Origin of the sequence: Pararhodobacter zhoushanensis (assembly GCF_025949695.1) — a bacterium.
Classification (GTDB): Bacteria; Pseudomonadota; Alphaproteobacteria; order Rhodobacterales; family Rhodobacteraceae; genus Pararhodobacter; species Pararhodobacter zhoushanensis_A.
In genome coordinates this window covers 3,284,218-3,309,123 of the sequence record NZ_JAPDFL010000001.1, presented here as the reverse complement: position 1 = coordinate 3,309,123, position 24,906 = coordinate 3,284,218, and the positions used below count along the sequence as shown (strand labels likewise).

22 protein-coding genes, 1 tRNA gene and 3 pseudogenes are annotated in these 24,906 nt (G+C 64.3%); 11 read left to right on the top strand and 15 right to left on the bottom strand.

The window, feature by feature from the left end; translation table 11 throughout:
* Positions 1 to 60: 60 nt before the first annotated feature.
* Entirely contained in the window at positions 61 to 1,338 is a 1,278-nt protein-coding gene (eno, locus tag OKW52_RS16435) for a phosphopyruvate hydratase (RefSeq protein WP_264506671.1), read from the top strand.
* Positions 1,339 to 2,006: 668 nt separating this feature from the next.
* On the opposite strand, the gene OKW52_RS16430 is transcribed toward eno, so the two are convergent.
* From OKW52_RS16430 to OKW52_RS16410, 5 genes are all read right to left on the bottom strand, one after another.
* Complete coding sequence (locus tag OKW52_RS16430) at positions 2,007 to 2,489, bottom strand: GNAT family N-acetyltransferase (RefSeq protein ID WP_264506670.1); 483 nt, start codon at positions 2,487 to 2,489, stop codon at positions 2,007 to 2,009.
* A gap of 176 nt (positions 2,490 to 2,665) precedes the next feature.
* Entirely contained in the window at positions 2,666 to 3,970 is a 1,305-nt protein-coding gene (gene preA / locus OKW52_RS16425; protein WP_264506669.1) for an NAD-dependent dihydropyrimidine dehydrogenase subunit PreA, read from the bottom strand.
* 1 nt (position 3,971) lies between these two features.
* Complete coding sequence (locus tag OKW52_RS16420; protein ID WP_264506668.1) at positions 3,972 to 4,442, bottom strand: GFA family protein; 471 nt, start codon at positions 4,440 to 4,442, stop codon at positions 3,972 to 3,974.
* Positions 4,439 to 5,770 carry an NAD(P)-dependent oxidoreductase gene (locus OKW52_RS16415; protein WP_406622279.1) on the bottom strand — a complete coding sequence of 444 codons (1,332 nt, stop codon included), beginning with the start codon at positions 5,768 to 5,770 and terminating at the stop codon, positions 4,439 to 4,441. The genes OKW52_RS16420 and OKW52_RS16415 overlap by 4 nt, the downstream gene beginning before the upstream one ends.
* Positions 5,771 to 6,018: 248 nt before the next feature.
* Complete coding sequence (locus tag OKW52_RS16410) at positions 6,019 to 6,948, bottom strand: nucleoside hydrolase (protein ID WP_264506667.1); 930 nt, start codon at positions 6,946 to 6,948, stop codon at positions 6,019 to 6,021.
* Positions 6,949 to 7,099: 151 nt separating this feature from the next.
* On the opposite strand from OKW52_RS16410, the gene OKW52_RS16405 reads away from it, so the two are divergent.
* The 3 genes from OKW52_RS16405 (at position 7,100) to OKW52_RS16395 (ending at position 10,499) form a co-directional block, all read left to right on the top strand.
* The gene (locus OKW52_RS16405; RefSeq protein WP_406622278.1) at positions 7,100 to 7,645 is read left to right on the top strand and encodes a flavin reductase family protein; all 546 of its coding nucleotides are present in this window, start codon (positions 7,100 to 7,102) and stop codon (positions 7,643 to 7,645) included.
* 96 nt (positions 7,646 to 7,741) lie between these two features.
* A complete protein-coding gene (locus tag OKW52_RS16400; RefSeq protein WP_264506666.1) occupies positions 7,742 to 9,388 on the top strand; it encodes an asparagine synthetase B family protein in 1,647 nt (548 codons plus the stop codon).
* The gene (locus OKW52_RS16395; RefSeq protein ID WP_264506665.1) at positions 9,369 to 10,499 is read left to right on the top strand and encodes a glycosyltransferase family 1 protein; all 1,131 of its coding nucleotides are present in this window, start codon (positions 9,369 to 9,371) and stop codon (positions 10,497 to 10,499) included. The genes OKW52_RS16400 and OKW52_RS16395 overlap by 20 nt, the downstream gene beginning before the upstream one ends.
* Positions 10,500 to 10,599: 100 nt before the next feature.
* On the opposite strand, the pseudogene OKW52_RS16390 reads toward OKW52_RS16395, so the two are convergent.
* Positions 10,600 to 12,036 (bottom strand): annotated as a pseudogene (locus OKW52_RS16390) (replicative DNA helicase); the annotation flags it as partial.
* A 208-nt stretch (positions 12,037 to 12,244) separates the two neighbouring features.
* Positions 12,245 to 12,919, bottom strand: a complete 675-nt coding sequence (locus tag OKW52_RS16385) for an orotate phosphoribosyltransferase (protein WP_264506664.1) — start codon at positions 12,917 to 12,919, stop codon at positions 12,245 to 12,247.
* 112 nt (positions 12,920 to 13,031) lie between these two features.
* Between OKW52_RS16385 and OKW52_RS16380 the strand changes: the two genes are divergently transcribed.
* The 3 genes from OKW52_RS16380 to OKW52_RS16370 all read left to right on the top strand — a co-directional run bounded on the left by OKW52_RS16380 (position 13,032) and on the right by OKW52_RS16370 (position 15,360).
* Positions 13,032 to 13,835, top strand: a complete 804-nt coding sequence (locus OKW52_RS16380; RefSeq protein ID WP_264506663.1) for a hypothetical protein — start codon at positions 13,032 to 13,034, stop codon at positions 13,833 to 13,835.
* Between the two features lie 93 nt (positions 13,836 to 13,928).
* Entirely contained in the window at positions 13,929 to 14,129 is a 201-nt protein-coding gene (locus OKW52_RS16375; protein ID WP_264506662.1) for a heavy-metal-associated domain-containing protein, read from the top strand.
* Positions 14,098 to 15,360, top strand: a complete 1,263-nt coding sequence (locus OKW52_RS16370; RefSeq protein ID WP_264506661.1) for a DUF2254 domain-containing protein — start codon at positions 14,098 to 14,100, stop codon at positions 15,358 to 15,360. The genes OKW52_RS16375 and OKW52_RS16370 overlap by 32 nt, the downstream gene beginning before the upstream one ends.
* A 107-nt stretch (positions 15,361 to 15,467) precedes the next feature.
* Here the strand turns inward: OKW52_RS16370 and OKW52_RS16365 are convergent, their stop codons facing one another.
* The 4 genes and pseudogenes from OKW52_RS16365 to OKW52_RS16350 form a co-directional block, all read right to left on the bottom strand.
* Positions 15,468 to 15,788, bottom strand: a complete 321-nt coding sequence (locus OKW52_RS16365; RefSeq protein WP_264507726.1) for a DUF1194 domain-containing protein — start codon at positions 15,786 to 15,788, stop codon at positions 15,468 to 15,470.
* A 56-nt stretch (positions 15,789 to 15,844) separates the two neighbouring features.
* On the bottom strand, positions 15,845 to 16,192 hold the full coding sequence (locus OKW52_RS16360) for a DUF1194 domain-containing protein (RefSeq protein ID WP_264506660.1): 348 nt from the start codon (positions 16,190 to 16,192) through the stop codon (positions 15,845 to 15,847).
* 7 nt (positions 16,193 to 16,199) lie between these two features.
* Positions 16,200 to 16,628, bottom strand: coding sequence for a VOC family protein (locus OKW52_RS16355; protein ID WP_264507725.1), 429 nt, complete (start codon positions 16,626 to 16,628; stop codon positions 16,200 to 16,202).
* A 153-nt stretch (positions 16,629 to 16,781) separates the two neighbouring features.
* Positions 16,782 to 17,468 (bottom strand): annotated as a pseudogene (locus tag OKW52_RS16350) (DUF817 domain-containing protein); the annotation flags it as partial.
* Positions 17,469 to 17,639: 171 nt separating this feature from the next.
* Here OKW52_RS16350 and thyX point away from each other — a divergent pair.
* On the top strand, positions 17,640 to 18,545 hold the full coding sequence (thyX, locus tag OKW52_RS16345; RefSeq protein WP_264506659.1) for an FAD-dependent thymidylate synthase: 906 nt from the start codon (positions 17,640 to 17,642) through the stop codon (positions 18,543 to 18,545).
* A 210-nt stretch (positions 18,546 to 18,755) separates the two neighbouring features.
* Here the strand turns inward: thyX and OKW52_RS23315 are convergent.
* Positions 18,756 to 18,839: pseudogene (locus OKW52_RS23315) on the bottom strand (IS5/IS1182 family transposase); the annotation flags it as partial.
* A gap of 846 nt (positions 18,840 to 19,685) precedes the next feature.
* On the bottom strand, positions 19,686 to 20,249 hold the full coding sequence (locus OKW52_RS16340; protein WP_264506658.1) for a transposase: 564 nt from the start codon (positions 20,247 to 20,249) through the stop codon (positions 19,686 to 19,688).
* Between the two features lie 232 nt (positions 20,250 to 20,481).
* On the opposite strand from OKW52_RS16340, the gene OKW52_RS16335 reads away from it, so the two are divergent.
* The 3 genes from OKW52_RS16335 to OKW52_RS16325 all read left to right on the top strand — a co-directional run bounded on the left by OKW52_RS16335 (position 20,482) and on the right by OKW52_RS16325 (position 22,462).
* Positions 20,482 to 20,913 (top strand): cupin domain-containing protein, encoded by a 432-nt coding sequence (locus tag OKW52_RS16335; protein ID WP_264506657.1) that lies wholly within the window; start codon positions 20,482 to 20,484, stop codon positions 20,911 to 20,913.
* Positions 20,914 to 20,986: 73 nt separating this feature from the next.
* Positions 20,987 to 21,076, top strand: a tRNA-Ser gene (locus OKW52_RS16330).
* A 276-nt stretch (positions 21,077 to 21,352) separates the two neighbouring features.
* Complete coding sequence (locus tag OKW52_RS16325; RefSeq protein ID WP_264506656.1) at positions 21,353 to 22,462, top strand: cupin domain-containing protein; 1,110 nt, start codon at positions 21,353 to 21,355, stop codon at positions 22,460 to 22,462.
* 70 nt (positions 22,463 to 22,532) lie between these two features.
* Here the strand turns inward: OKW52_RS16325 and OKW52_RS16320 are convergent, their stop codons facing one another.
* Together OKW52_RS16320 and OKW52_RS16315 are read right to left on the bottom strand one after the other, a co-directional pair.
* Positions 22,533 to 23,666, bottom strand: a complete 1,134-nt coding sequence (locus OKW52_RS16320; protein ID WP_264506655.1) for a glycosyltransferase — start codon at positions 23,664 to 23,666, stop codon at positions 22,533 to 22,535.
* Positions 23,663 to 24,901, bottom strand: a complete 1,239-nt coding sequence (locus OKW52_RS16315; protein WP_264506654.1) for a hypothetical protein — start codon at positions 24,899 to 24,901, stop codon at positions 23,663 to 23,665. The genes OKW52_RS16320 and OKW52_RS16315 overlap by 4 nt, the downstream gene beginning before the upstream one ends.
* Positions 24,902 to 24,906: the final 5 nt, after the last annotated feature.

Genomic DNA, 24,906 nt, shown 5'->3' with positions numbered 1-24,906 from the left:
CCTTTCAACGCCGGGTCCCGCGCAGTATAGAGGCGCCAAACAGCCAACATGAGGGGCGCCATGACCACCATCCTTGATATCATCGGCCGCGAAATCCTCGACAGCCGGGGCAACCCGACGGTCGAAGTCGACGTCATCCTCGAAGACGGCACGATGGGCCGTGCCGCTGTGCCCTCGGGCGCCTCGACCGGCGCGCATGAAGCCGTCGAGCTGCGCGACGGCGACAAGGCGCGCTACATGGGCAAGGGCGTGCTGAACGCCGTCGCCGCGGTGAACGGCGAGATTGCCGAACTGCTGATCGGTGCCGATGCGACCGAGCAGGTCGCCATCGACCGCGCGATGATCGAGCTGGACGGCACCGAGAACAAGTCGCGGCTGGGTGCCAACGCCATTCTGGGCGTCTCGCTCGCTGTGGCGAAAGCCGCCGCCGAGGCCACCGGACAGCTGCTGTATCGCTATGTCGGGGGCACCTCGGCCCGCGTGTTGCCCGTGCCGATGATGAACATCATCAATGGCGGCGAGCATGCCGATAACCCCATCGACATTCAGGAATTCATGATCATGCCGGTCAGCGCGGGCAACATCCGCGATGCCGTGCGCATGGGGTCAGAGGTATTCCACACGCTGAAGAAAGAGCTGACCGCACAGGGCCTGTCCACCGGCCTTGGCGACGAGGGTGGCTTTGCCCCCAACCTCAGCTCGACCACGGCGGCGCTGGATCTGATCCTGAGCAGCATCGAAAAAGCGGGCTACATACCCGGTGAAGACATTTACCTCGCGCTCGACTGTGCCTCCACCGAATACTACCGCAATGGTAAATATGAGATGAAGGGCGAAGGTCTGAGCCTGACCTCGGCTGAAAACGCTGATTATCTGGCGAAACTCTGCGAAGATTATCCGATCATCTCGATCGAGGACGGCATGTCCGAAGATGACTGGGAGGGGTGGAAGATCCTGACCGAGCGTCTGGGCGACAAGATCCAGCTGGTGGGCGATGATCTTTTTGTCACCAATCCCAAGCGCTTGGCCAAGGGTATCAAGGACGGCGTCGCCAACTCGATGCTGGTCAAGGTCAACCAGATCGGCACCCTGACCGAGACGCTGCAGGCCGTCGATATGGCCCACCGCGCGCGCTATACCAACGTCATGTCGCACCGCTCGGGCGAGACCGAGGATGCGACGATTGCCGACCTGGCCGTCGCCACCAACTGCGGTCAGATCAAGACCGGCTCGCTGGCGCGCTCGGACCGGTTGGCCAAGTATAACCAGTTGATCCGTATCGAGGAAATGCTGGGTGAAGTGGCGGAATACGCCGGGCGTTCGATCCTCAAGGGCTGAGGGTTCAGACGCAGTCAGATCAGGCGCGATCCTTCGGGGTCGCGCCTTTTTGCTGCGCGGGTGGGGGGCGGGCAGGGCTGTCGCCTTGGCGTCCGCGTTCCCAACGCGCCGGGGTTTCTTTCGTTAAAACTTGAGACGTTAAGAGACGCTTAAGGCTCCATATATAGAGTGAGGGCATCGACACGCATCGAGGTTTGCCATGACCACTGTTCTGTCCCCTCTCGCGCCCAGCAGCGCCCCGGCCCGTGACCTGCCCCTGACCGGGCAACCGCAGGGTCATCGCGCGGTTGCCCGCGCTACCCCGGTGGAAACGGCACGCGCGCCTGCGCCCGTGGACAGCCGCGCCCCGGCTGAACCCCCGCGCAACCAAACCGCGCGCGAGCGGCCCGTGGGGCCTCCGCCGGCTTTTGAAATCAACGTGTTGCAAGATATTCGCACCCGGCTTGCCGACCCGGTCAGAGAGGCACCGCCTGCCCAATCCGTTTCCCCCCACCGGGTGACGAGGTTGACGAACCTGAGGGCGAAACCGACGCAGCCAGCGTCACGGATGACACCGACGAAACCCCAGAACCCTCAGCGCCGGAACCACCTGTCAGCCGCGCGCCGTCAACCCTCAGCGAAGAGCCGCATCAGCTGGACAAGAAAGTCTGAAGGTCACAACGCAGGGTCTACGCCGACTCGCGGACAGATTTGGCGGGGCGCTGCAAGAATATGTTCAGGTCAGAGCGTCCGGCCTCGATAAACCCGTGCCGGGAATACAGGCTGCCAACCGGGCTCCAGCGAAGATATTCCAGCCGCACAGGCACGTCCATCTCGTCGGCTATGCTCAGACAATGGTCCAGAACCCGTGCGCCGATGCCGTGGCATTGGTGGTCCGGCAGCAAGTAAAACTCGCCAAACCGCACATAACTGACTTGCGACTGCATCGATACCGTGCCGATACGCTCTCCCTTCAACGCTATGGCAAAGAACGGTTTTTCAGCAAAATGCTCGGCATGGATCTGACGCTGCTGTGCCTCGTCCCAGGCCCATTTCTTGATGATATGCGGCTCCATCGCCGCCCGCTTCACCGCAAAGGCAAAATCGAGATTAGCCTGCGTCGGGTCGAGTCGCGGAAAGGTCAGGTCGGGGGCGAGATCAGGAATGAACATAGGGGCACTCTAAATCCAAGTTAATCCCGTTGTCACCGGGTCTTTCGCCAGCGGTGCCGGTTCCGTGACACCCACGCCACCAGCACCGTGCACAGACGACATTCTAACCCCCGAAATCGGCAAGAAAATGACCGGCGCGAAGGGGATACGCGCCGGTCTTGATGTCGCATGCTGGCTTATTCAGCCGCCGGAACCATCGGGTTGTTGGGATGCTGCGTCCAGTTGCCCGGCTCGGCCGACACGACCTTGCCGGTGCGCTCGTCCGTCTTGCCGGGCGCCACGCGCTCCATGGTGATGCAATCCTCAACCGGGCAGACGTTCACACACAGGTTGCACGCCACGCATTCTGCATCGTTCACTTCGAACACACGGTCCGGCTTCTGCCAGATCGCCTGATGGCTGGTATCTTCGCAGGCCGCAAAGCACCGCCCGCAGCCGATGCATTTCTCGGCGTCGATCTTCGCTTTGGTCACGAAATTCAGGTTCAGATACTGCCAGTCGGTCACGTTCGGCACCGCGCGACCCACCACCTGCTCAACCTCGGTGAACCCTTTGCGGTCCATCCACAGGCTCAACCCCGCCGTCATTTCCTTAATGATGCCAAAGCCATAAGTCATCGCCGCCGTGCAGACCTGCACATTCCCGGCCCCCAGCGACAGAAACTCCGCCGCATCGCGCCATGTCGTGATCCCGCCGATCCCGCTGATCGGCAGGTCCGCCGTATCGGCTGAGCGCGCGATCTCGGCCACCATGTTCAGCGCGATCGGCTTGACCGCCGGGCCGCAATAGCCGCCATGCGTGCCCTTGCCGTCGATCGCCGGTTCCGGGCAGAAGTCATCCAGATCGACCGAGGTGATCGAGTTGATCGTGTTGATCAGGCTGACCGCATCCGCGCCGCCCTTCTTGGCCGCCAGCGCGGGCTTGCGCACATCGGTGATGTTCGGCGTCAGCTTCACGATCACCGGCATCCGCGTGTTCTGCTTGCACCAGCGGGTGATCATTTCGATCAGATCGGGGTTCTGCCCCACCGCCGCGCCCATGCCGCGCTCGGACATCCCGTGCGGGCAGCCGCAGTTCAGCTCGATCCCGTCCGCGCCGGTTTCCTCGACCAAAGGCAGGATCGCTTTCCACGCCTCCTCGACGCAGGGCACCATCAGCGAGGCAATCAGCGCGCGGTCCGGATAGTCGCGTTTCACCGCCTTCATTTCGCGCAGGTTCACCTCCAGCGGCCGGTCGGTGATCAGCTCGATGTTGTTAAGGCCCAGAAGCCGCCGGTCCGCCCCCCAGATCGCGCCATAGCGCGGGCCGTTCACGTTGACGACGGGCGGGCCGGCCTCGCCCAGCGTCTTCCACACCACGCCGCCCCAGCCCGCTTCAAAGGCGCGGCGTACGTTGTATTCCTTGTCCGTCGGCGGGGCCGAGGCCAGCCAGAACGGGTTGGTGGATTTGATCCCGGCGAAAGTAGAGGTCAGGTTTGCCATCTCAGCGCTCCTCTGACGCGATCAGCGTCGCGTAGTCCCCGAGCAACGCCGGAAAGGCGTCCATGGGGGGGAAGGTTTCGTATTTGTGCGGGGCAGGGGTTTCGACCCAGGCCAGCTTCTCCGAGGTGTAGGTCTCGATAAACGGGTCAAAGCCTGTGGCATCGTCCAGCAGGGTCGCGCGCAGGTTCAGGAACGCGTCGACGCCCTCGATGCGGGTGAAGACCCAGCTCAGGCACTCCGGGCAATGGTTGTGCACCAGCCCGGGCTTTTTGGTCCCACCGCGCACAGGGTTGCCCTTGGTCACCTCAAATCCCGCCACCGGGACCATCAGCGTCGTCGAAAACGCCCCGCCGGACATTTTCTGACAGCCCGTGCAATGGCACACCGCGCTCATGATCGGCTGCGCTGTCACGCGAAACCGCATCGCGCCGCACCGGCAGCCGCCCTCGGCGGGCAGGGCATAGGCGCTCATGTCAGCGCCCGGTGAATATCCAGCGCCGCATCGCGCCCCTGCGCCACGGCGGTGACCGTCAGATCCTCGCCGCCTGCCGCGCAATCGCCCCCCGCCCAGATCCCGCCGACCGAGGTCCGGCCCGCCGCGTCAACCGCGATCTTGCCGCCCTCCAGTGTCAGGCCTTCGGGCGCACCGGCCAATGTCTGACCAATCGCCTTGAACACCTGATCGGCGGGCAGGGTGAAGGTCTCGCCGGTTTTCTCCAGCCCCTTCGGCCCGCTGCGGGTATAGGCAAACTCGACCGCCTGCGCCTTGCCCGTGCCAGTCACCGCCACCGGCATCGCGTTTGTCAGGATCGTCACGCCCTCGGTCGCGGCGTGGTCCAGCTCGTAATCCGAGGCCGACATCGCCCCCCGGTCGCGCCGATAGACGATCGTCACATGCTCGGCGCCCAAGAGCCGCGATTGCACCGCCGCATCGACCGCCGTCATCCCGCCGCCGATCACCACCACATGCCTGCCGATGGGCAGCGCGCTCAGATCCTCACATTGGCGCAACTCAGCGACGAAATCGACCGCGTCGCGCACCCCGTCCAGATCCTCACCCGGCGCGCGCAGCGCGTTCACGCCCGCCAGCCCCATGCCCAGAAACACCGCGTCATGGCTCTCCTGCAGCTCGGTCAGCGACACGTCCCGGCCCAGAGCACTGTCGGTCACGATGGAAATCCCGCCGATCCGCAGCAGCCAGTCAACCTCTTCCTGCGCGATCCCGTTGGCGGCCTTATAGCTGGCGATGCCGTACTCATTCAGCCCGCCGGGCTTGGCATGCGCATCATGGATCACCACCTCATGCCCCAGCATCGCAAGCCGGTGCGCACAGGCCAGCCCTGCCGGCCCCGCGCCCACCACGGCGACCCGCTTGCCGGTCGGGGCTGCGCGCTCGAACGGATGCTCGTTCGATGCCAGCAACCCGTCGGTGGCATAGCGCTGCAAACGGCCAATCTCGACCGGATTGCCCTCGGCCACCTCGCGCACGCATGAGCCCTCGCACAGCGTCTCGGTCGGGCAGACCCGCGCGCACATCGCGCCCAGAATGTTCTGCCCCAGAATGGTGCGCGCCGCCGCTTCGGGCATGCCGGTGGCGATCTGGCGGATGAACAGGGGAATGTCGATTGCCGTCGGGCAGGCGGTCACACAGGGCGCATCATGGCAGAAATAGCACCGATCCGCCGCCACCCGCGCCTCATGCGGGTCCAGATCGGGATAGATGTCATCGAAATGCGCCGCCAGCGTCTGGCTGTCCAGACGCGCGGCGACGATGCCGTCGGTCTGTGGGGAATGGGTCACGGGCTACCTCCGGGTTGGCTTGTGCTTGTTTTCTCCCAGACTGCCACGGTTCAAAATTTTATCAACTGATAAAAAACGTAGCCAGCAAAATAAGGCAACATCGCCCAGCATTTCACCAGACCGGCGCATTTTCTGTCGAGAAATATCCACGGGGGGATTTTCAAGGGGGGCGCGTGCGTCCCCCTTGAAGCAGGGGGCCCGGGGGCGGCAGCCCCCGCACTAACAAGAGACCTGGGGCGGCGAGAGGCTTAAAGCCGCCCCAGTCTCTCGGTCAGCAGCGCATAAAACCCGTCCGCATCGCAGCCGCCGACAAAGAACGCGTTCTTCGGCCGGTCGGTAACCCCCCACCAGTCGGCCACCGTCATGCCCAAGGTCAGCTCGGATACCGTCTCGATCTCGACGTTGATCTGACGGCCCGAGAACAGCGCGGGCTGCAACAGCCACGCCACCGTGCAGGGATCATGCAGCGGCGCGCCCTCGCTGCCGTATTTCGCCATGTCGAAACGCTCGAAGAAATCGGTCCAGCCCGCCACCGCCGGACCCACCGCACCGGGCAGGGCGCGGAACGCGTCGATCCGCGCGCGGGTGGTCAGCACGCTATGCGTCACATCCAGCGGCATCACCGTCAGCTTGATGCCCGAGCGGAACACGATCTGCGCCGCCTCGGGGTCGACGTAGATGTTGAACTCGGCCGCGGGCGTGATGTTGCCGACCTCGAAATACGCCCCGCCCATGATGACGATCTCGTCGATCTTCGCGGCAATATCGGGCGCGCGTTGCAGCGCCGTGGCAATATTGGTCAACGGGCCGATCGGCACCAGCGTCACAGCCTCCTGCGTCCGGCAACTGTCGATGATGAAATCAACCGCGTGCTGGTCTTGCAGCGGCATCACCGGGTCCGGCAGGTCGGTGCCATCCAGCCCGGTCTTGCCATGCACATGCTCGGCGGTCACCAACGGGCGCGCCAGCGGGCGGTCGCAGCCGGCAAACACCTTCACCTCCGGCCGTCCGGCCAGTTCGCAGACAATCCGCGCATTGATGACGGTGCGCGACAGCGGCACGTTTCCGGCAACGCAGGTGATGCCCAGCAGCTCCAGCTCCGGCGAGGCCAGCGCCAGCAGAATGGCGACAGCGTCGTCCTGTCCGGGGTCGGTGTCGATGATGATCTTGCGGGCCATGGTGCCTTCTCAATTTGCGAAGCGACGACCCTAGGAAATCTCCCCTCCGATGTCGAGGGCGACTGGCAACGCCCCGCCGTCGGCTTATCTTGCCGTAAAATGGCCCCGTTTCTCTGGCTTTCAGGGGGGCAGTTACGCTAGGAAGACCCTGATGAGTTTCGCACGCGCAGACCGGATGACTGACCTGACCGAGCCCTCGACCTTTGTGCCCGGACCGGCAACCGAACGCGCCTTTCGCGACGCGCTCGGGGCCTATGCGACCGGCGTGACCGTGATCACCACCAACAGCGATCTGGGGCCGTTGGGCATCACGGCCAATTCTTTCGCCTCGCTTTCGCTCGACCCGCCCTTGGTGCTGTGGTCGCCCGCGCGCTTCTCGCGCCGGTTCGAGGCCTTCACCACCGCGCCGCATTTCGCCATCCATGTGCTGGGGGCCGATCAGATGGCGCTGGGTCGCCATTTCGCCAAGCAAGGCCATGCGTTCGATTTGCCGGGCGTGGCGCTGAACGCGCAGGGCATTCCGGTGCTGCCGGGCTGTCTGGCGGTGTTTGAATGCGCGCTGGACGCGGTGCACGAGGGTGGCGATCACGCCATCGTCGTGGGCCGGGTGCTGTCGGCGCGCCATCGCGCCGGTGCCCCTTTGGTGTTCCATGGCGGGCTTTATGGCGGTTTCGGCGATGGTTTTTCGCGCGATTAACCCAAAACCGGGGGTTATGCTTGCTGGATCGCAGCCGGTCGGGGTAGTCTGTCACCAAGCGGGCAAAGACCCGGGCCGAGCGTTGGGATCAAGGCAGTGAACCACATCAAGTCCAGCCCGGGCGCGTTGCAGACCGGGGCCAGTGCGCAATCGCGGCCGTGGATCGACGCGGGGGCGCAGGTGCCCTTTGTCTTCCTCACCCAGTCGCAGGGTCGCGTGCAGGTCGACGGCACCCCCGCCGCGCTGGTCGGTCACCGCATGCGCGTCCCCGGCGATGCGCGCCCGCGCGGGCTGTGGGGGGAATGGTCGTGGGACGGCGAAACCCTGTCGGCTGCCGTCGATCCGATGGGCTATTTCAGCCTCTATGTGTATGCCAAGGGTGGCCAGATCGGCCTCTCGCCGTCGATCCTGCACCTGTTGCAAGCCGGGGCTGATCCTGAACCCGATGAGCTGGCGCTGGCTGTCTTTCACCGGGTCGGCTTTTTTGTCGGCGACGATACGCCCTTCCGCCATATCCGCACCCTGCCGCCGAACTCACGGCTGGTCTGGCGCGCGGGCAAGCTGAGCATCACCGGCGGCCCGCCTGCGCCCAAAACGCTGGACCTGAGCCGCGAGCAGGCGGTCGAGGCTTTCATCGAACTGCCCCGCGCCGCGATCAGCCGGTTTCTGGGCAGCTGGGATGGCCCCATCGCATTGCCGCTGACCGGCGGGCGCGACTCGCGGCATATCCTGCTGGAGATGGCGCATCAGGGGCGCAAGCCCGACACCTGCCTGACCTTCCACCACGGCGGCCGCGCCCTGAATGCCGAGGTCCAGTCGGCCCGCGCCGTCGCCGGGCGCGTCGGCGTCACCCACCGCATCCTTGGCCATCCCCGCCTGCGCCTGCGCGACTGCGTGCGCGGGTTGCTGATGACCCAGCTCTGCGCCGACGAACACGCGCAGATGATGCCGATGCATGATTTCCTCAGCGGCAGCGCCTATGCTGCCATCGACGGCATCGGCGGCGACATCCTGACCAACCCCGACGACTGGGCGGCGGGCTTCATGGAACGCGCCCGGCGCGGCGATTACACCGGCATCGCGCGCGGCATGGCCGAGGGGCATGGCGGCGTGATCAGCCGTCCCGGCCATCAGGGCGGGGCAGGGGCGGTGTTCTCGCCCGCGCTGGACGCCGCCGCCATCGCGCGGATTGCCGATGCGGTGAAGCTCTACGACGACGCGCCCGATCCCTATCAGGCCTTCTGGTTCTGGCACCGGACGCGGCGCGAGATTTCCTTTACCTCGACCGCCGTGATGGGCGGGGCGGCGATGGTGTTCAACCCGTATCTGGACCCCGATTTCGTCGACCTGGGCCTGTCACTGCCCTGGGACGTGACGTGCGATCAGAAACTGCATGACGATGCCATCTTCCGCGCCTATCCGGCCTATGCCGATATTCCTTTCGCTTCGGGGTATCGCAACCAGCCGCTCAGCAAGGTCCGGCTGCACCGGGTCGCCAACGCAGTGGATACGCTGCGCATCGCCGCCATCGCCGGGCCGGGCAATGCGCTGCAAGGCGTGCGCGCGACACTGCATGAAACGCCGCTCAACCGGATCCCGTCGGATATTCTGCGGCTGCATAACGGCTACGTGCGCGGCATGGATGCGGCCGAGGCGCGCCGCCTGATTGCCCTGTCCACCCGTCTGTCCGCGGCGGCAGCCAAAGGCGAGGAAGTGGTGAGCCATGTCCATTCCGACCACTGAGGTCTTTGCCAACCGGGTGCGGCTTTACGCCCGCCGCCGTCGCGCCGAGACAGCGCGCGCGCGTGCGATGGCCAGCGGTTTCCCCAAAGGGGCGACGGAACGCCTGTTGCTGGTCACCCAGCCCGAGCGGATCCCGCAAAGCCAGATCTATCCGTTTCATCACTACGCCGCCGATCTTGACCGCCTCTACGGCGCGTCAGTGCGCGAGGCCGATACCTGGGCCGTGCTGCGCGGCGAGGTGCCACGGGCAACCGGGGCCACGGTGGTGGCGTTTCAGACCCCCTTTGACATCGCCGATGCCGACCTGACCCGGCTGGTCGAAACCCTGCGCGCCCAGAACCCCGGCGCGCGGATCGTGTGTCTGGACTGGTTCGCGCCGACCGATCTGCGCAACGCCGCGCGCATGGACCCGCTGGTGGATCTCTATGTCAAGAAACACCTGCTGCGCGACCGCAGCCGCTATGGTCAGCCGACGCGCGGCGATACCAACCTGACCGACTATTTCAACCGACGCTATGATATCAACGAAGCCGAGCAATGCCATGAAATCCCGCCGGGTTTTCTGGACAAGCTGGTGCTCGGCCCGTCTTTCCTGACCGCCCCCGGCATCCTGCCCGCCCTGGCCAGCCGCCGCCCGCGCGGGCTGCGCCCCATCGACCTGCACGGCCGTTTCGCAGTGGGTGGGACGCCGTGGTACGCGGGGATGCGCGGTGAAGCCGAGACGGCGCTGGCGCAGTTGGACGGGCTGAGCGTGCTCAAGGGCGAAGGCGTACCGCTGCCGCGCTTCATGGTCGAGATGAGCCGCTCGAAGCTGGGGTTCTCGCCCTTCGGCTATGGCGAGGTCTGCTGGCGCGATTACGAAGCGATCATGGCCGGGGCGGTGCTGCTGAAGCCCGACATGAGCCATATCGAGACCGCGCCGGATATTTTCGAGGCCTGGGAGACCTATGTCCCCGTCGCCTGGGATCTGTCGGATTTCGACAAGGTCACCCGCCAGGTCTGCGCCGATGACGCGCTGCGCGAGCGGATTGCGTCATCGGCCTTCGACCGGCTGCACGACTGGCTTTTGTCAGACGCCTTTGCCCGGGCCATGGCGCCGCTTTTCGGCTGACGGGCCCCGGCGCTCGGGGGCATCGAGCCCCCTCGCGCCGCTCAAAGCCCGCAGGCGGGCTTTGAGAAAAAGAGCGTATTTTCAGCAAGATGAAAGGCGATCAGTAGTCGTTGGCGCCTTCTTGCCAGCTTTGGACAAGGTTGCCGAAGCGGGTGAACTGGCCGTCGAAGCTGAGGTTGACCGTGCCGATGGGCCCGTGGCGCTGCTTGCCGATGATCACCTCGGCGCGGCCATGCAGGCGTTCCATGCGTTCCTGCCATTTGGCCATTTCGTCGAGCTTGTCGTCCGAGGGTTTCTCGCGCTCGGCGTAATATTCTTCACGGAACACGAACATCACCGAATCCGCGTCCTGCTCGATCGAGCCGGATTCGCGCAGGTCCGACAGCTGCGGGCGTTTGTCTTCGCGGCTTTCCACCGCGCGGCTGAGCTGCGACAGGGCGATCACCGGGATCATCAGTTCCTTGGCGATGGCTTTGAGCCCCTGGGTGATCTCGGACACTTCCTGCACGCGGCTTTCCTTGGACGAGCCGCGCAGCAGTTGCAGGTAGTCGATGACCAGCACATCCAGCCCATGCGTGCGTTTCAGGCGGCGGGCGCGGGCGGCGACCTGGCTGATCGGCAGGGCGGGGGTGTCGTCGATGTAGAGCGGGCAGTTTTCCAGCGTCTTGGCGGCCTCGATGAAGCGGCGCAATTCGTCCTGGCTGAGCGTACCACGGCGGATCTGTTCCGAGGGCACTTCGGCGGCCTCGGACAGGATCCGCGTAGCAAGCTGGTCGGCGGACATCTCGAGGCTGAAAAAGCCCACAGCGCCGCCGTTGATCGCACCTTCGGTGCCATCAGGCCGCAGCCCGCGTTTGTACACCTTGGCGATGTTATAGGCGATGTTGGTGGCGAGCGAGGTTTTGCCCATCGACGGGCGACCGGCGAGGATCAGCAAGTCCGAGGGGTGCAGCCCGCCGAGCTTCTTGTCCAGATCGTCAAGCCCGGTCGAAATCCCCGACAGCCCGCCATCGCGCTGATAGGCGGCGTTGGCGACGTTGACCGCCTCGGTCGCGGCGCGCAGGAAGCTTTGGAAGCCCCGCTCGGCCACGCCCTGTTCGCCCATCTTGTAGAGCGCCTGCTCGGCCTCGATGATCTGTTCCTTGGGCTCGCTGGAAATATCCACCGTTGCCGCCTTGGCGGCGATGTCGCGGCCCAGCTGGATCAGATCGCGGCGCACGGCCAGATCGTAGATCATCTGCGCATAGTCGCGCGCCGCATAGGAGGCGATGGCGGCGCCGGCGATGCGCGCCAGATAGGCGGCGCCGCCCAGTTCCTTGAGCCCGGCGTCGTCATCCATGAAGGCCTTGATCGTCACCGGCGAGGCGAGCGCGTTCTTCTGGATGCGCGCGGCGGTGATCTCGAAGATGCGCTTGTGCACCGGCTCGAAGAAATGCTCGGCCTTCACGATCGAGGACACGCGGTCGAAGATCTCGTTGTTGGTCAGGATCGCGCCGATGAGCTGCTGCTCGGCCTCGACGTTATGGGGCAGGACATCGAGCGGTTCGGCCGAGGGGGCAGCGTTGGGACGAGATCGCGGTGATCTCGGTCATCTGGACATCCAAGCAAAAGGGGGGCTTTGGGGGGCGTGCCCCGTTATGCCAAACCCCGGCGCGTGGGGCAACGCGCCGGGGTGAAATCTTTGGGGGCAGAGCTGTGGATAAGTCGCAAGCCGCTGGCGGGGTTGCGAAAGAAACTGGACCGGCTCAGAGGCTGGGGGGCGTCCAGTCGCGCGGGGCCTTGAGGAAGGTTTCCACCGAATCCAGCGTCTCGGTGTCGAAATCGCCGCCGCGACGGGCTTCGGCCAGAACGTCCCACCAGGTGCACAGGTAATGCAGGGCCACGCCGTGCTCGGCCAGACGCGGTTCGGTCTCGGGGAAGATGTCGTAGTAGAAGATCACCGCCGTATGGCCGCAGCTGGCCCCGGTTTCCCGGATCGCGTCGACGAAGGAGAGTTTCGAGCCGCCGTCGGTGGTCAGATCCTCGACCAACAGCACGCGCTGGCCCTCGGACATCAGCCCTTCGATGCGGGCGTTGCGCCCGTAGCCTTTGGGCTTCTTGCGCACATAGGTCATCGGCAGCGCCATGCGCTCGGCCACCAGCGCAGCAAAGGGGATGCCCGCCGTCTCGCCACCGGCGATGTTGTCGAAGGCTTCAAACCCGGCGTCGCCCATCACCTTGGCGACCAGAAAATCCATCAGCGTTGAGCGGATGCGCGGAAAGCTGATCAGCTTGCGGCAGTCGATATAGGTCGGGGCCTTGTTGCCGCTGGCATGGGTGAAGGGCTCGCGCGCGTTGAAGTGCACGGCCTGAATATCCAGCAGCATGCGGGCGGTGAGGCGGGCCATGACGGCTGGATCAATGTGCGTGGCGGGGATCATCTGGGCACTCCTGCGGCAATCGGGGGCAAAGCGGGGATCTGCCGCGTCCTAGCCGCTAATCCCTTCGCTGACAACGGGCCGGGCTGCTATCAGGGCGCACAGGAGGCCCGCTATGTACCGAATCGTTCCCACCGCCGTTTTCGCTGCCCTTGTCGGGGCGGCACTGCCGGCTCAGGCCCAGACTCTGGACGGTCACTGGATGGCCGTCGGCGATATGCTGGGCCTCGCGCCCGGCAATATCGAGGCGCTGACCATCGAGGGGGGCCACGCCGCTTCGGTGCTGTGGCGCGCACCGACGGAGGCCTGCGCCGCCAGCCCGGCGGCCGAGGGCTGCGCGATGCCGCTGCCCAGTGCCTCGGGCGCGATCAGCGTGGAGGCGGTGACGTTCGAGTTCACGGCGGACGAGGCCGACGCCTCACCGTTCCCCGATGTGGCGACATGGCCGTTTCTGGCGCTGCCGGGCGGGGCGTGGTCGATTATCAGTCAGGACCGGCGGTTGATGGCGATGCGCGAGGCCAGCGTGAACGGCAATTCGGTGCCGCTGATGCGGATCTGGCTGCAGGTCGCGCCCGAGGTGCCCGAGCAGCTTTATGACTACCTCACGGTTGGTGGCCGCGACATCGCGCGCAGCATTTGTGGCGTGACGACGCTGCACGCGGATGCGGCGCTGTGGCAAGGGTTCACCGCGCATCTGGCCACCCTCTCCGCGCCGATGCACGACATGCGGCTGGGTACACCGCAGGCAGACCCGAGCCGTTACGGCCCGCAAGCCGCGCAGGCGCTGCACCAGATGGCCGCGTGGATTCAGGGCGATCTGCCCGAGGGCAGCGTCATGGTCGCCGATATCCTCTATCCGGTTCCCGCCGCGACCGCAGCCGCCATCGCCGATTGCACGACGCGGTTGTTTGGCAGTTGAGGAACCCGGCTGCAGGTCCGGGCGTTCCACTGGGTGGAAGACTTGACGCCCCGCGCCCGGCGGCGCAGCGTTGCGTCAACAAAGGAGCCCGCCATGGCACACGCCTATACGCTGTCCGTCCCCGATATGAGCTGCGGCCATTGCCGCGCGTCGATTGACAAGGCGCTTGCGCCGCTGGCGGCCAAGCCCGCCTTCGATATGGAGCACCGCCGGGTCACCGTCAGCGGTGATGCGCCCGAACCGGCAGTGATCGCCGCGCTCGATGCGATCGGCTTCCCGGCACAGCGCGTCTAGCCCGTTGTTTCGCCTCCTCCTCTGGTTGCGCAGGCTGGGTCGTGCGCTCTGGCTCCGCGTTGCGGGTTTTGCAGTGCTCGCCTTGCTTGCCGTGATGGCGGCACATCTGGCGGCACCCCTCGTGCCTGCTTGGCTGGATGACCGCATCGGCGCGAAGGCGGTGCTGCCGGTGCTGGAGATCCTCGCCTCGTCCATGCTGGCGGTGTCGACGTTTTCGCTGGGCATCATGGTGCAATCGCACCGCTCGGCGCAGCAGACCACCACGCCGCGCGTCCTGACGCTGATGATCTCGGACCCGTTGACCCAGACGGTGCTGGGGATCTTCATCGGGGCTTTTGTCTATGCGCTGACCGCGTTCATCCTGTTTCAGGCCGGTTTCGACAGGGGGGCGCCCTTGGTGCTGGGTGTCACCCTTGCCGTGATCGGTTCCGTGGTGTTCGCACTGATCCGCTGGATCTCGTATCTGACCACGATGGGCACCACTGGCGATGCGCTGGACCGGGCCGAGGGGCAGGCGCGCAAGGCGCTGAAATCGCACCGACGCCAGCCCGCGCTGGGGGCGACGCCGATGGGTGACGATATCGTCACGCCCGATGTGGTCACGACGCTGACCGCCCGGCGCTCGGGCATCTTGCAGGTGATCGACGTCAAGGGGTTGGCCGAATGCGCGCAGGGCCCGGTCTGGGTGCTGCGCCGTCCCGGTCAGGCGGTGCTGCGCGGTGCGCCGGTGCTGCAGGTCACCGGCGACGGCGACCCCGACGCGCTTTTGTCCTGTCTGGTGATCGGTGATGACCGCACGTTCGAGCAGGACCCGGCCTATACCTTGACCGTGCTCAGCGAGATCGCCTCGCGCGCGCTCTCGCCTGCTGTCAACGATCCGGGCACGGCGATTGCGGTGATTACCCGGCTTGAGCGGCTGTTGTGGGACTGGTCTCAGGCCGACCCGCGCGAAGTGATTGACCATCCTGAGGTTTATGTGCGTCCCTGGACCGCCGAGGAGATGGTCGAGGCCGCTTTTGCCCCCATCGCGCGCGACGGGGCAGGGATGCTGGAGGTTGCGACACAACTGCTGGACGCGTTGAACGCGCTGGGCGAGGGCGGCGATGATGGGCTCGCTGCGGCGGCGCGCGCGATGGGCCAGCGCGCCCGCGCCCACGCCGAAGGCGGGCTGCGGCTGGACGATGACACGCAGCGGTTGCCGGGGAGCGGGGCGCGAACGGCGGTGCGTTGAAAACGCACCCTACCTATGCACGCCCGTTGGGTGCGTTCGGACCGTAGCCCCCCCGCCGTAGGGTGCGTTTTCAACGCACCATCGTCCGCCCACCCTGGGGTGTGGTTTCACCGCACCCTCGTCCCGCCGCCGACTGCCCCTAACAACAACGGCGAAAACTCCCGCAGCAGTTTCACCCGCATCGCCCGCGCGAAATCGCCAAACCCCTGCGCCTCCAGCGCAAATGCGCCCGGGCCTTGCAGAATGTTGACCTCGTACCAGCCCACCAGCCCGTCCACCGCGCCGTCATAATCGAGCGGCATGTTCCCGGCCACGGCCAGCGCATTCACCGTCACCGCCTCCAGCCGGACCGAGGCCGGCCCGTCATTGGACTCGCCATCCCCCGCCAGATCAATCGTCTGCGCATCGCACAGCGGCGCGCGGCTCAGCAGCCGCCCGCCCGCCGCCAGCGCCGCCCCGACGCCGGTGCGCCCGCCCCAGATGCTCAGGGGATCGCCTGTCGGTCGCGGAAAGCCCCCAGCCGGTCGGCGAATTCGGCCAGATCCGTCTCACTCTCGATCAGCACCCAGTCCACGGCAATCGCCTGCTCGCGCCGCCCGGCCCAGACATAGGCGGCCAGCGCGATCGGCAGATCGCTCAGCGCCGCCCGCCGCACCTGGCTGTCGCGCAAGGCCTCGGCGGTGCCGTCCATCATCAGCCGGTATTCGCGTGCATCGACCGAGGCCGACACATCAAACGCCAGCGCCAAGGCCAGTCGACACGCGGCCCCCGCCGGCCCTGCCGCGCCGATCAGCGCCGCGAGCAACAGGGCAGGGGCCGCGCGCCCGTTCATTGCACGGTCACCAGTGGCCGGTGTTGGGCATCGACGACCACGGTTCGGCCGGGGCTTTCGCCTCACCCTTTTGCAGCAGTTCGATCGAGATGTTGTCGGGGCTGCGCACAAAGGCCATGCGGCCATCCCGCGGCGGGCGGTTGATCAGCACGCCATTGTCCTGCAGATGCTGGCACATCGCGTAGATATCATCGACCTCATAGGCCAGATGGCCAAAATGCCGCCCGTCCGAAGGCAGCCCGTCATCGCCGTCCCAGTTCCAGGTCAGCTCGACCGGGCATTCCTCCTGGCCTTCGGGGGCCATGAAAATCAGGCTGAACCGCCCCTGTTCGCTGTCCATCCGCCGCGTCTGCTTCAGCCCCAGCAGCGCATAGAACGCCATCGACGCCTCAAGATCCTTTACCCGGACCATGGTGTGCAGGTATTTCGTGCTCATGCGTGTCTCCTTAACGCCGTGTGCGGGGAAGATAACGCGCCCGCGCGCAATGTCGCCCCCCTCTTCGCCAGAAAGTTCCCGGTCCGCAGGCCGCACCGGTTCGCGGTGCAGCGCATCCCGCATCACCAGCGTGACGGTGACAAAGCTGACATACAGCAGCAGATACCACGACCCCAGCTTGCCCAATGACACCAGATCCAGATGTCGTTGCCCGGCATAGACCCAAGTCTGCGTCAGCGTGCCGACATTCTCGGCCAGCCACAGAAAGAATGCCGACAGGAACGCGGCGACCGGCAGGGGCATCCAGTAGGCACGCGCGCCGGGAAAGAACCAGATCCGCGTGCGCCAGAACATGAGCACCGTCGCGGCGAACAGCACCACCCGGATATCCGGCCCGAAATGATGCGTGAAGAAATTCGCATAGATCGCGCCCGCCAACACCACCGTCGCCCAGAACGGCGGGTAGGGCGCGAACTGCATGTGAAAGATGCGGATCACCCGCGCCATGAACGACCCCACGCAGCCATACATGAACCCGCTGAAGAGCGGCACACCGGCAATCTCGAACACCCCCGCATCGGGGTAATCCCACGAGCCCTGCGCCAGCTTGAACACCTCCATCACCGTGCCCGTCACATGGAACAGCGCGATGACGCGGGCCTCCTCCCACTCCTCCAGCCGCAGCCACAGAAACAGCGCCTGCGTGCCGATGGCGAAGACGAAGAGCGCGTCATACCGGCTCACCACCCAGTCCGGCTGCCACAAGGCCCGGCTCACGATCAGCGCCGCCAGAAACAGGATGCCGAACAGCGCCGCCCAACCCTGCTTGAGCGCAAACATCACAAACGCCGCCGAATGCCGCCCCATCCGTGAGCGCACCCAAGTCCCCAACCGGCGCTCCAGAAACGCCGTTCCCCGGTCTTGCATCAATCAAGACCCTTCTTCTTGCGGTCCATGCCCGCTGTGATGCAAAATGTAGTCAAAACGAATCCCGTAAAAGAAAGATACCCCATGCCGCTCAGCGACGAACAACTGGCCGAGATCACCGCATCGCGCGCAACCCCGCAACTCACATTGCGGTCAGTCGCCCCGGGGATGGAAAAGCACCTCTACACCGCCCAGCCCGTGCTGGACCACGGCTTCGTGCGCGCCATCGACTACATGGGCGACGATGCCGCCATCGTGCAGGCCGCCCGCGTCAGCTATGGCGCCGGCACCAAACACGTCTCCAACGACGAGGGGCTGATCCGCTACCTGATGCGCCATTGGCACTCGACCCCGTTCGAGATGTGCGAGATCAAGCTGCACGTCAAACTCCCGGTCTTCGTCGCGCGCCAGTGGATCCGCCACCGCACCGCCAACGTGAATGAGTACTCGGCGCGCTATTCGATCCTCGACCGCGAGTTCTATATCCCCGAACCCGCCCAACTCGCCGCGCAATCCACCGTCAACAATCAGGGCAGGGGGGCCGTGCTGGAAGGGGCCGAGGCCGCCCGCGTGCTGGCAATGCTGAAATCCGACGCCTCGCAGATGTACGACCATTACGAGGAGATGCTGTCCCAGGACGGCCAGCAGGGTCTGGCGCGCGAATTGGCCCGGATGAACCTGCCGATGAACATCTATACGCAATGGTATTGGAAGACCGATCTGCACAACCTCTTCCATTTCCTGCGCTTGCGCGCCGACCCCCACGCCCAATACGAAATCCGCGTCTACGCCGAGGCGATTGCCGCGATGGTGGCGGATTGGGTGCCTTTGGCGTTCGGGGCGTTCGAGGATTACCGGATGGGCGGGGTGAACCTGTCAGGCAAGGCCGTTGACGCGTTGAAGCGGATGCTGAAGGGTGAAGACGTGACGCGCGAGAGCACGGGGATGAGTGTGGGCGAGTGGCGGGAATTTAAGGGGGTTTGGGAGTGAGTGATGGCCCCGGCTCTTGCCGGGGCGAAAAGGCTCCAGTGGAGCCTTTTCAGGCGCGAACGCCCGGAGCGTAAGCGGAGGGCTTTGTGATGACCGCCAAGTTTCGTGTTTTTATTGATGAGAGTGGAGAGGCAGGCCTGTCCAAGATTAGGACTGCTGAGTCACCAGGGTCAGGACTCATAACCAGAACATGACAGTTGCGGCGAGTGCGACGGCCGACATGCCATGGCTCTTTGGAAAGAACGGCTGAAGCCGAGCCATCTGCTCGTCGGTCAGCCAGAAGAGATTGCTCATCATGACCCCATCAGTTCGGGAGCGTGAATCACACAGGCAGGGCAGTCGCAAGCCGATTAATGGGTCCTGAGCCTAGAATATCTCATGGTAGTATTATGCTCACTTCGGGTTTGCCAAATTCCAAGATAACTTCAAGAGAGAACAATGTGAAGCCAAAGGCAATTAGCGCGAAGATCTGAAACCAAAGTGGCTGATCACGCAACGTCACAAGGGACTTCAAGCGGAACAAAGAGATTAGGATTACGATCCAGCCAGGGAGAAACAACAAGCCGAGAAAGAAAAAGACCGAGCCAATCAGGTTGGACAAGTCGACGTCCCTTCCTGAGGAGATTGAATAAAGAAACTGAAGGGAGACCTCACTTATCAAGAAGCCAATAATCAAGGAAATCACCATGATTATTAGCAGAATAATGAAATTAAATGCCTTACGGCCGAAAGTCGTCAAGATTGTTCCTTCCAAACATTGTTGAGAACGAGAACACCATCAAGCTACAGCACTCGTGCGCGCGAAGCCTGACTTAAGTTTAGGTTGCAGCTGGCCTCGTGGCCCTCCCCTGGTATCGCAATGCTCGCTGAATGCGAATGCTCGTCAATTGAAGTTCGAAAGGTGCCATTGTCGAGCCTCATCAGAAACGTCTTCGCGCACAGAGCGATACACGACACCCACCTAGCCTGCATTCCTCACAAGCCCATAGCCGCCCAGAGTTGAGTTTGTCGTCAGCAAACTGCGCTTCGCGGCATATTCACAAAGAGCAAGCGTAGGTCGGGGTTCACCCCGACTCCCTCTCGACCACCCCATCACCCCGAATCCCCCACGCGTCCCGCCGAGTCGGGGTAAACCCCGACCTACGGGTTATCGCGATGCCAACTGGAATACGGCCAATCGCGGGGATGCTCGACCAATCCGTGTTTCACCGGGTTGAACCAACAATACCGGATGTGATTGGCCCAATCCGTCTCGTCGCGGATGTGGTGTTCCCAAAACCGCTTCTGCCACACCCCCCGCTCGGACCGCGTAGGTCGGGGTTCACCCCGACTCTCCCCACCCCGACTCTCTTCCCGACTCTCCCCACCCTCCCGCAGCCGCGCGCCACCGGCGCCGTAAGGGTTGTGGGGAAAGGGAGCCGGGGTGAACCCCGACCTGCGCACCGCCCTTGTGAACCGCGCCTTGATCGCTGCCATCCGCACGGTATATCCCGCGTCCCTCTCGGGCAGCGCCAAGACACAATGCATATGGTCCGACAAGACCACCCAAGCGTCGATGCCGAACGGGCGTTCGATCCGCGTGCGCGGCACCGCGTCGCGCAGCGCCGCGATCTCGCGGGTCAGCAAATCCGCCCCGCGCTCGGCGAGGGTCACCGTAAAGAACACCCGGGCGCCGGGTATGAGGGGGCGGCGATAGGAGGACATGGGGCGTGGTACCGTGATTCTGGTTAACAAAGCTTTGCCACGGACGGCGTGCGCCGGCCGTCACCGCGAGGGTGGGTTGAAAACCCACCCTACGGGTGTCCGGAACCCGGGGACATCCCTCAACAAAACCTTAACGGCCCCGCCTAACCGCCTGAAAATGCACAACGCGGCCCGATGTCCCATCAGGGGACACCCCCTTGCCCCCACCCAAATCCATCGGCATCCTCCCCCCATGAACGCGCAAGCCCTCATCACCGCCCTCGACCTCAAACCCCACCCCGAAGGCGGCCACTACCGCGAGACCTGGGTCGCCCCCTCCGCCCCCGGCCAGCGCCCCACCGGCACCGCGATCCTGTTTCTGCTGGGGGCAGGCGAGACCTCCCACTGGCACCGCGTCGATGCGACCGAGATCTGGCTGTTCCACGCCGGTTCCCCCCTGACCCTCTCGCTCAGCCCCACCGACACCGGTCCCGCCACGGACCACACCCTCGGCCCCGATGTCCTGTCCGGCCAATCCCCGCAACTGATCGTCCCGCCCCACCACTGGCAAGCCGCCCGCAGTCAGGGTGCCTTCACGCTGGTTTCGTGCACCGTCTCTCCCGGTTTCGACTTCGCCGGCTTCACCCTGGCCCCGCCCGGTTTCGACATCCCGCGAATGGTGTGATTTTCCCCGCCAGACCCTCTTGCACCCGCCCCCGAACCCCGCTAAATCCCCCTCACGTTGACCATCTAAGCGCGGAGAGGTGCCGGAGCGGTCGAACGGGGCGGTCTCGAAAACCGTTGTGGGTGAGAGCCCACCCAGGGTTCGAATCCCTGTCTCTCCGCCATCTTCCCCCTATCGCAAATCCCCCTGCTGACTTCCCGTGGACCGCGGGTTGCCTGTGAGCGGGCAGGCGACGTCTGCGAGAATTGCGCGGGCGATGCTTCGGGTGATTTGTGGTCGAGGGGTACTCTCAACCCGTCCCCTTCGTCCGTCGCTGCGTTCGCAGCACCGCAGCAATTGCGTTGGCCCGGCAAACCGGTGCACTCTGGACCCGCGTCTGCCGCCGCGGCGGGCCATTTTGTAGGTCGTATCCTTCACTTTCAGGAAGCCGAGATCCGCCATGACTGATCGTCCCCTCCTTGCCGGGCCCATCCTTGCCGAAGTCGTGTTGCCGACGCAGGAGTTGCGCAACGACATCCCGTTCTTCACCAAAACACTGGGCATGCGGCTGGAGACGATCTTTCCTGCGGACGATCCGTCAGTCGCCAGTTTCTCCGGCCACGGGCTGCGCGTAAGGATCGAGAAGGGGGCCGCCACACCGCCCGGTCATCTGCGCATCCTGACCGATGATCCGGCAAGCTTTGCTGGCGGGCAGCGCCAGTTGACCGCGCCCAACGGCACCCGGATTGATGTCGTGCCGCTGACCCCGGTTGCCTTGCCGATTGCGGCCGAGCACGCCTTCGTCGTGCGCCGCCTGCGCGACGGAGCGCCGTGGGTGATCGGGCGGGCGGGCATGCATTATCGCGACTTGATCCCGACCCGGCTGGGCGGGTCGGTCATTGCCAGTCACATCCGCATCCCCGATGGCGGCCCGGTTCCCGACATGGTCCATTACCACACCGTCGGGTTCCAGCTGATCTTTTGCTATCGCGGCTGGGTCGACGTGCTCTACGAGGATCAGGGTGAGATGATCCGCCTGCACGCGGGCGATTGCGTCAACCAGCCGCCGGGTATCCGCCACCGCGTGGTCGAGGCCTCGCCGAATATCGAAGTGATCGAGATCGGCGTCCCGGCCGAGCATGTGACGACGATTGACCATTCCCTGACCTTGCCCAACGGCAAGGGGGATCCTGCGCGCGAATGGGACGGCCAGACATTCGTCCATCACATCAAAGACAAAGCCAGTTGGGGACCGTTCCGCATCCCCGGGTTTACCGCGCGCGACACGGGCATGGCGGCAGGCACCAAGGGGGTGGCGGGGATCCAGGTGATCCGCAAGGGTGACGGCACACCCGTTGCATCGCGCCATGACGCCGATATCCATTTCACCTTTGTCATGGACGGCACGCTGCGGCTGGACGCCGACGGGCAGGAGCCCCGCGATCTGGAAGCCGGTGATGCCTTTGTCATCCCGCCGGGGATAGTTGTCACCTATGCCGAGGCGTCCGAGGATCTCGAACTGCTCGAAGTCGCCTTGCGCGGGGACTTCGCCACCACTCTGGCCGATTGATCACAAAAAAACACCGCCGCTCGATCACGAGGGGCGGTGTTGTGTCGGGTGCGGAAACTGCGGACCGGCTTCAGTCATGCCTCTGGGTCAGTATCTCATGATACAGGTTCAGATACGCTGCGCCGATGACGGCCGGGGCCAGATCATCGCGCGCACTGCTCAGCGCGGCGGCGGAGCAGGCGGTGTAGGTGCTAACGATTTCGGCGACGCTGGCGTTGAAGCGCTCGAGTGCCGAGGAGGTCAGGTGCTTGAAATCAATCAAGGCCCCCGTTCCGGGCAGAACGTAGCTGTCCATCCCGGTGCCGGATTGGGCGATGACCGGGACGCCGAAGGAAAAGGCTTCGGTCAGCACGTTGGGCGAATTATCCAGCAAGGACGGGCACAGCAGAATGTCAAAGCTGCCATAGACCCCGGCCTTCTGGTCGCGCGTAAACCGACCACCCGACACCCATTCAATGCCCGGCACAGCGGGCAGGTCGGTCTTGGAGGGATGTCCGTACAGATGGACCTGCGCGCCGCCCGGAAGCGCGGCAAGGAACGGCAACAGGTTCTTGAACCCTTTGCGGGGGTCGGTGATTGAACCGGCAATGAACCCCAGCCGCAAACCGGGGGCGCAGTGCGCACGGGGCTGCACCTCATCGGGGCTGGTGACCGCGTTGCGGATCACGCGCAACCGGTCCCGCGCGACACCGCCACTGACAAGGTGATCAGCCAGCCAGTGCGACGGCGCGACCCGGATATCGGGCACCGGCGCACCAGAGAACGCTGTCCAGCGCAGCACCCGATCCGCCAGCGCCGGGCGCGTGGGCGGACTGGGTGCGTAGTGCCGGGCCCCGTGATAGGGCCAGAAATCGCTCATCCGGTGGAACACGGGGCAGGGTAGCCGCCGCAGGGCCTTGAACGAGATCGTATTGGCGGAGATGTCGCAGAGCTGCACGACATCGGGCTTGTGGATTTTGCAGAGCGCAAGCAGGTCAACCGATGCAGGGCCAAGCCGCAGGCAATGGGTCTCGGCGTCATGGGCCAGCCGCTCATAAACGCGCTCGACGAACCGAACGGCGGCCAAAGGGCGACCGGCGATTGCCTCTTGCGCATCCACGCGCACCACTTCGGCCCCCGCTGCATTCAGCGCCTGCGCCAAATTTGAGGCACCAGAGGCCGAACCACCTTTGGTGAAGCTTTTCGAAACGACAAGAACCTTCACGTCAAATTTCGCCTTGTGCCGGGAAGATGAAAACGTATGCGCCGTCCGATTGCGAACAGGAAATAAAGCGCGATAAAAACGTAAATCAGGCGCGATGACGTGCGCAGATTGTACTGGAGCATGACCAGGAACGGGACAAGCAGACTGGCATAGAACAGGGACTTTTCGATCATGTCCCGCCGGGTCGCAAAGATCCCGCGGAACAGCTCGTAACAAAATGCCGTGGCACCGACCAGAAGGCTGTACAGCGTCAGCCCAAGGAATTGCAGCGCATAGCCAAAGCCGGAATAGGGAATGTTGGTCCGGAAGCGGCTGTTCAGGTCGTACTCTGCGGACAGGTCATACAGCGACGATGGAAGGGGCAGGATCGAGTAGTAAAACCACCGCGCCTCGGCGGTGACGGAATAGATCACTTCCGCCGCGGAAACGACAGAGAAGCTCAAGATGTAGTTGATGCTATAGAGGAGTGCGTCAAGAAGGTCTGAAAACTGGATCGATAGCATCTTGCTGATGATCGCAGCCATGCCGCCATCATTCGTGGCTCGCAGGTCGATGATGATTGCCAGCAGATACAGGGGCAATGCTGTCAGAACCAAATGCCGCGTTGCACTGCGGTCACCAATGATGAACCGTTCAATCATCACATAGACAAGTATATAGATCGGACCTGATCTTGAGCCAAGCAGCGTGAAAAGAAAGGCTACGGAGAAAAGGATGATATACCGCAACGTAGCCGCACGCAGAAAGGGCAAGGCAAAGGCGGAGAGCCAGAAAGTGATATCGGCGAACCGCATCCACGAGCCATTGAGACTGTCAGGAACAAAGCCCTGACGCGCCAGCAAGCTGCTGAAATCTACCGCCATCAGAATAAAAAAGATCGGCGCGGCGATCACAAAGGCATAGGGCCAGTTCAGGAAGCGGCTCAACCCGAATACTTTGAGCGTCAGGCGACGCTCGATCACGGCGCGGTCGCGAATAAGCCAGTGCTTGGTGCGGATGCCGAGATAAATCGCCAGAAAATGCAGCGCCATTGCCAGCAGAACAGTGTCATAAACCGGCGCCTTCGCTTCGTCGTAGAAGGTAAACGGCATATCTGTTGCAAACTGGAAAACGCGTGTGCCGACGATGAAATAGGTTGTCATGACCACCGGCAGCGACGCCAGAACCAACGCGTTCTGATCGCGTCTGAGGACGCCGTACAGCATCAAGATCCAGCTAATGATCAAGCCTTCCAAGGCGG

Coding starts and splice junctions, on each gene's coding strand:
- eno (WP_264506671.1), top strand. CDS start 61: ATGACCACCATCCTTGATATCATCGGCCGCGAAATCCTCGACAGCCGG.
- OKW52_RS16430 (WP_264506670.1), bottom strand. CDS start 2,489: ATGTTCATTCCTGATCTCGCCCCCGACCTGACCTTTCCGCGACTCGAC.
- preA (WP_264506669.1), bottom strand. CDS start 3,970: ATGGCAAACCTGACCTCTACTTTCGCCGGGATCAAATCCACCAACCCG.
- OKW52_RS16420 (WP_264506668.1), bottom strand. CDS start 4,442: ATGAGCGCCTATGCCCTGCCCGCCGAGGGCGGCTGCCGGTGCGGCGCG.
- OKW52_RS16410 (WP_264506667.1), bottom strand. CDS start 6,948: ATGGCCCGCAAGATCATCATCGACACCGACCCCGGACAGGACGACGCT.
- OKW52_RS16405 (WP_406622278.1), top strand. CDS start 7,100: ATGAGTTTCGCACGCGCAGACCGGATGACTGACCTGACCGAGCCCTCG.
- OKW52_RS16395 (WP_264506665.1), top strand. CDS start 9,369: ATGTCCATTCCGACCACTGAGGTCTTTGCCAACCGGGTGCGGCTTTAC.
- OKW52_RS16385 (WP_264506664.1), bottom strand. CDS start 12,919: ATGATCCCCGCCACGCACATTGATCCAGCCGTCATGGCCCGCCTCACC.
- OKW52_RS16380 (WP_264506663.1), top strand. CDS start 13,032: ATGTACCGAATCGTTCCCACCGCCGTTTTCGCTGCCCTTGTCGGGGCG.
- OKW52_RS16375 (WP_264506662.1), top strand. CDS start 13,929: ATGGCACACGCCTATACGCTGTCCGTCCCCGATATGAGCTGCGGCCAT.
- OKW52_RS16370 (WP_264506661.1), top strand. CDS start 14,098: ATGCGATCGGCTTCCCGGCACAGCGCGTCTAGCCCGTTGTTTCGCCTC.
- OKW52_RS16360 (WP_264506660.1), bottom strand. CDS start 16,192: ATGAACGGGCGCGCGGCCCCTGCCCTGTTGCTCGCGGCGCTGATCGGC.
- OKW52_RS16355 (WP_264507725.1), bottom strand. CDS start 16,628: ATGAGCACGAAATACCTGCACACCATGGTCCGGGTAAAGGATCTTGAG.
- thyX (WP_264506659.1), top strand. CDS start 17,640: ATGCCGCTCAGCGACGAACAACTGGCCGAGATCACCGCATCGCGCGCA.
- OKW52_RS16340 (WP_264506658.1), bottom strand. CDS start 20,249: ATGTCCTCCTATCGCCGCCCCCTCATACCCGGCGCCCGGGTGTTCTTT.
- OKW52_RS16335 (WP_264506657.1), top strand. CDS start 20,482: ATGAACGCGCAAGCCCTCATCACCGCCCTCGACCTCAAACCCCACCCC.
- OKW52_RS16325 (WP_264506656.1), top strand. CDS start 21,353: ATGACTGATCGTCCCCTCCTTGCCGGGCCCATCCTTGCCGAAGTCGTG.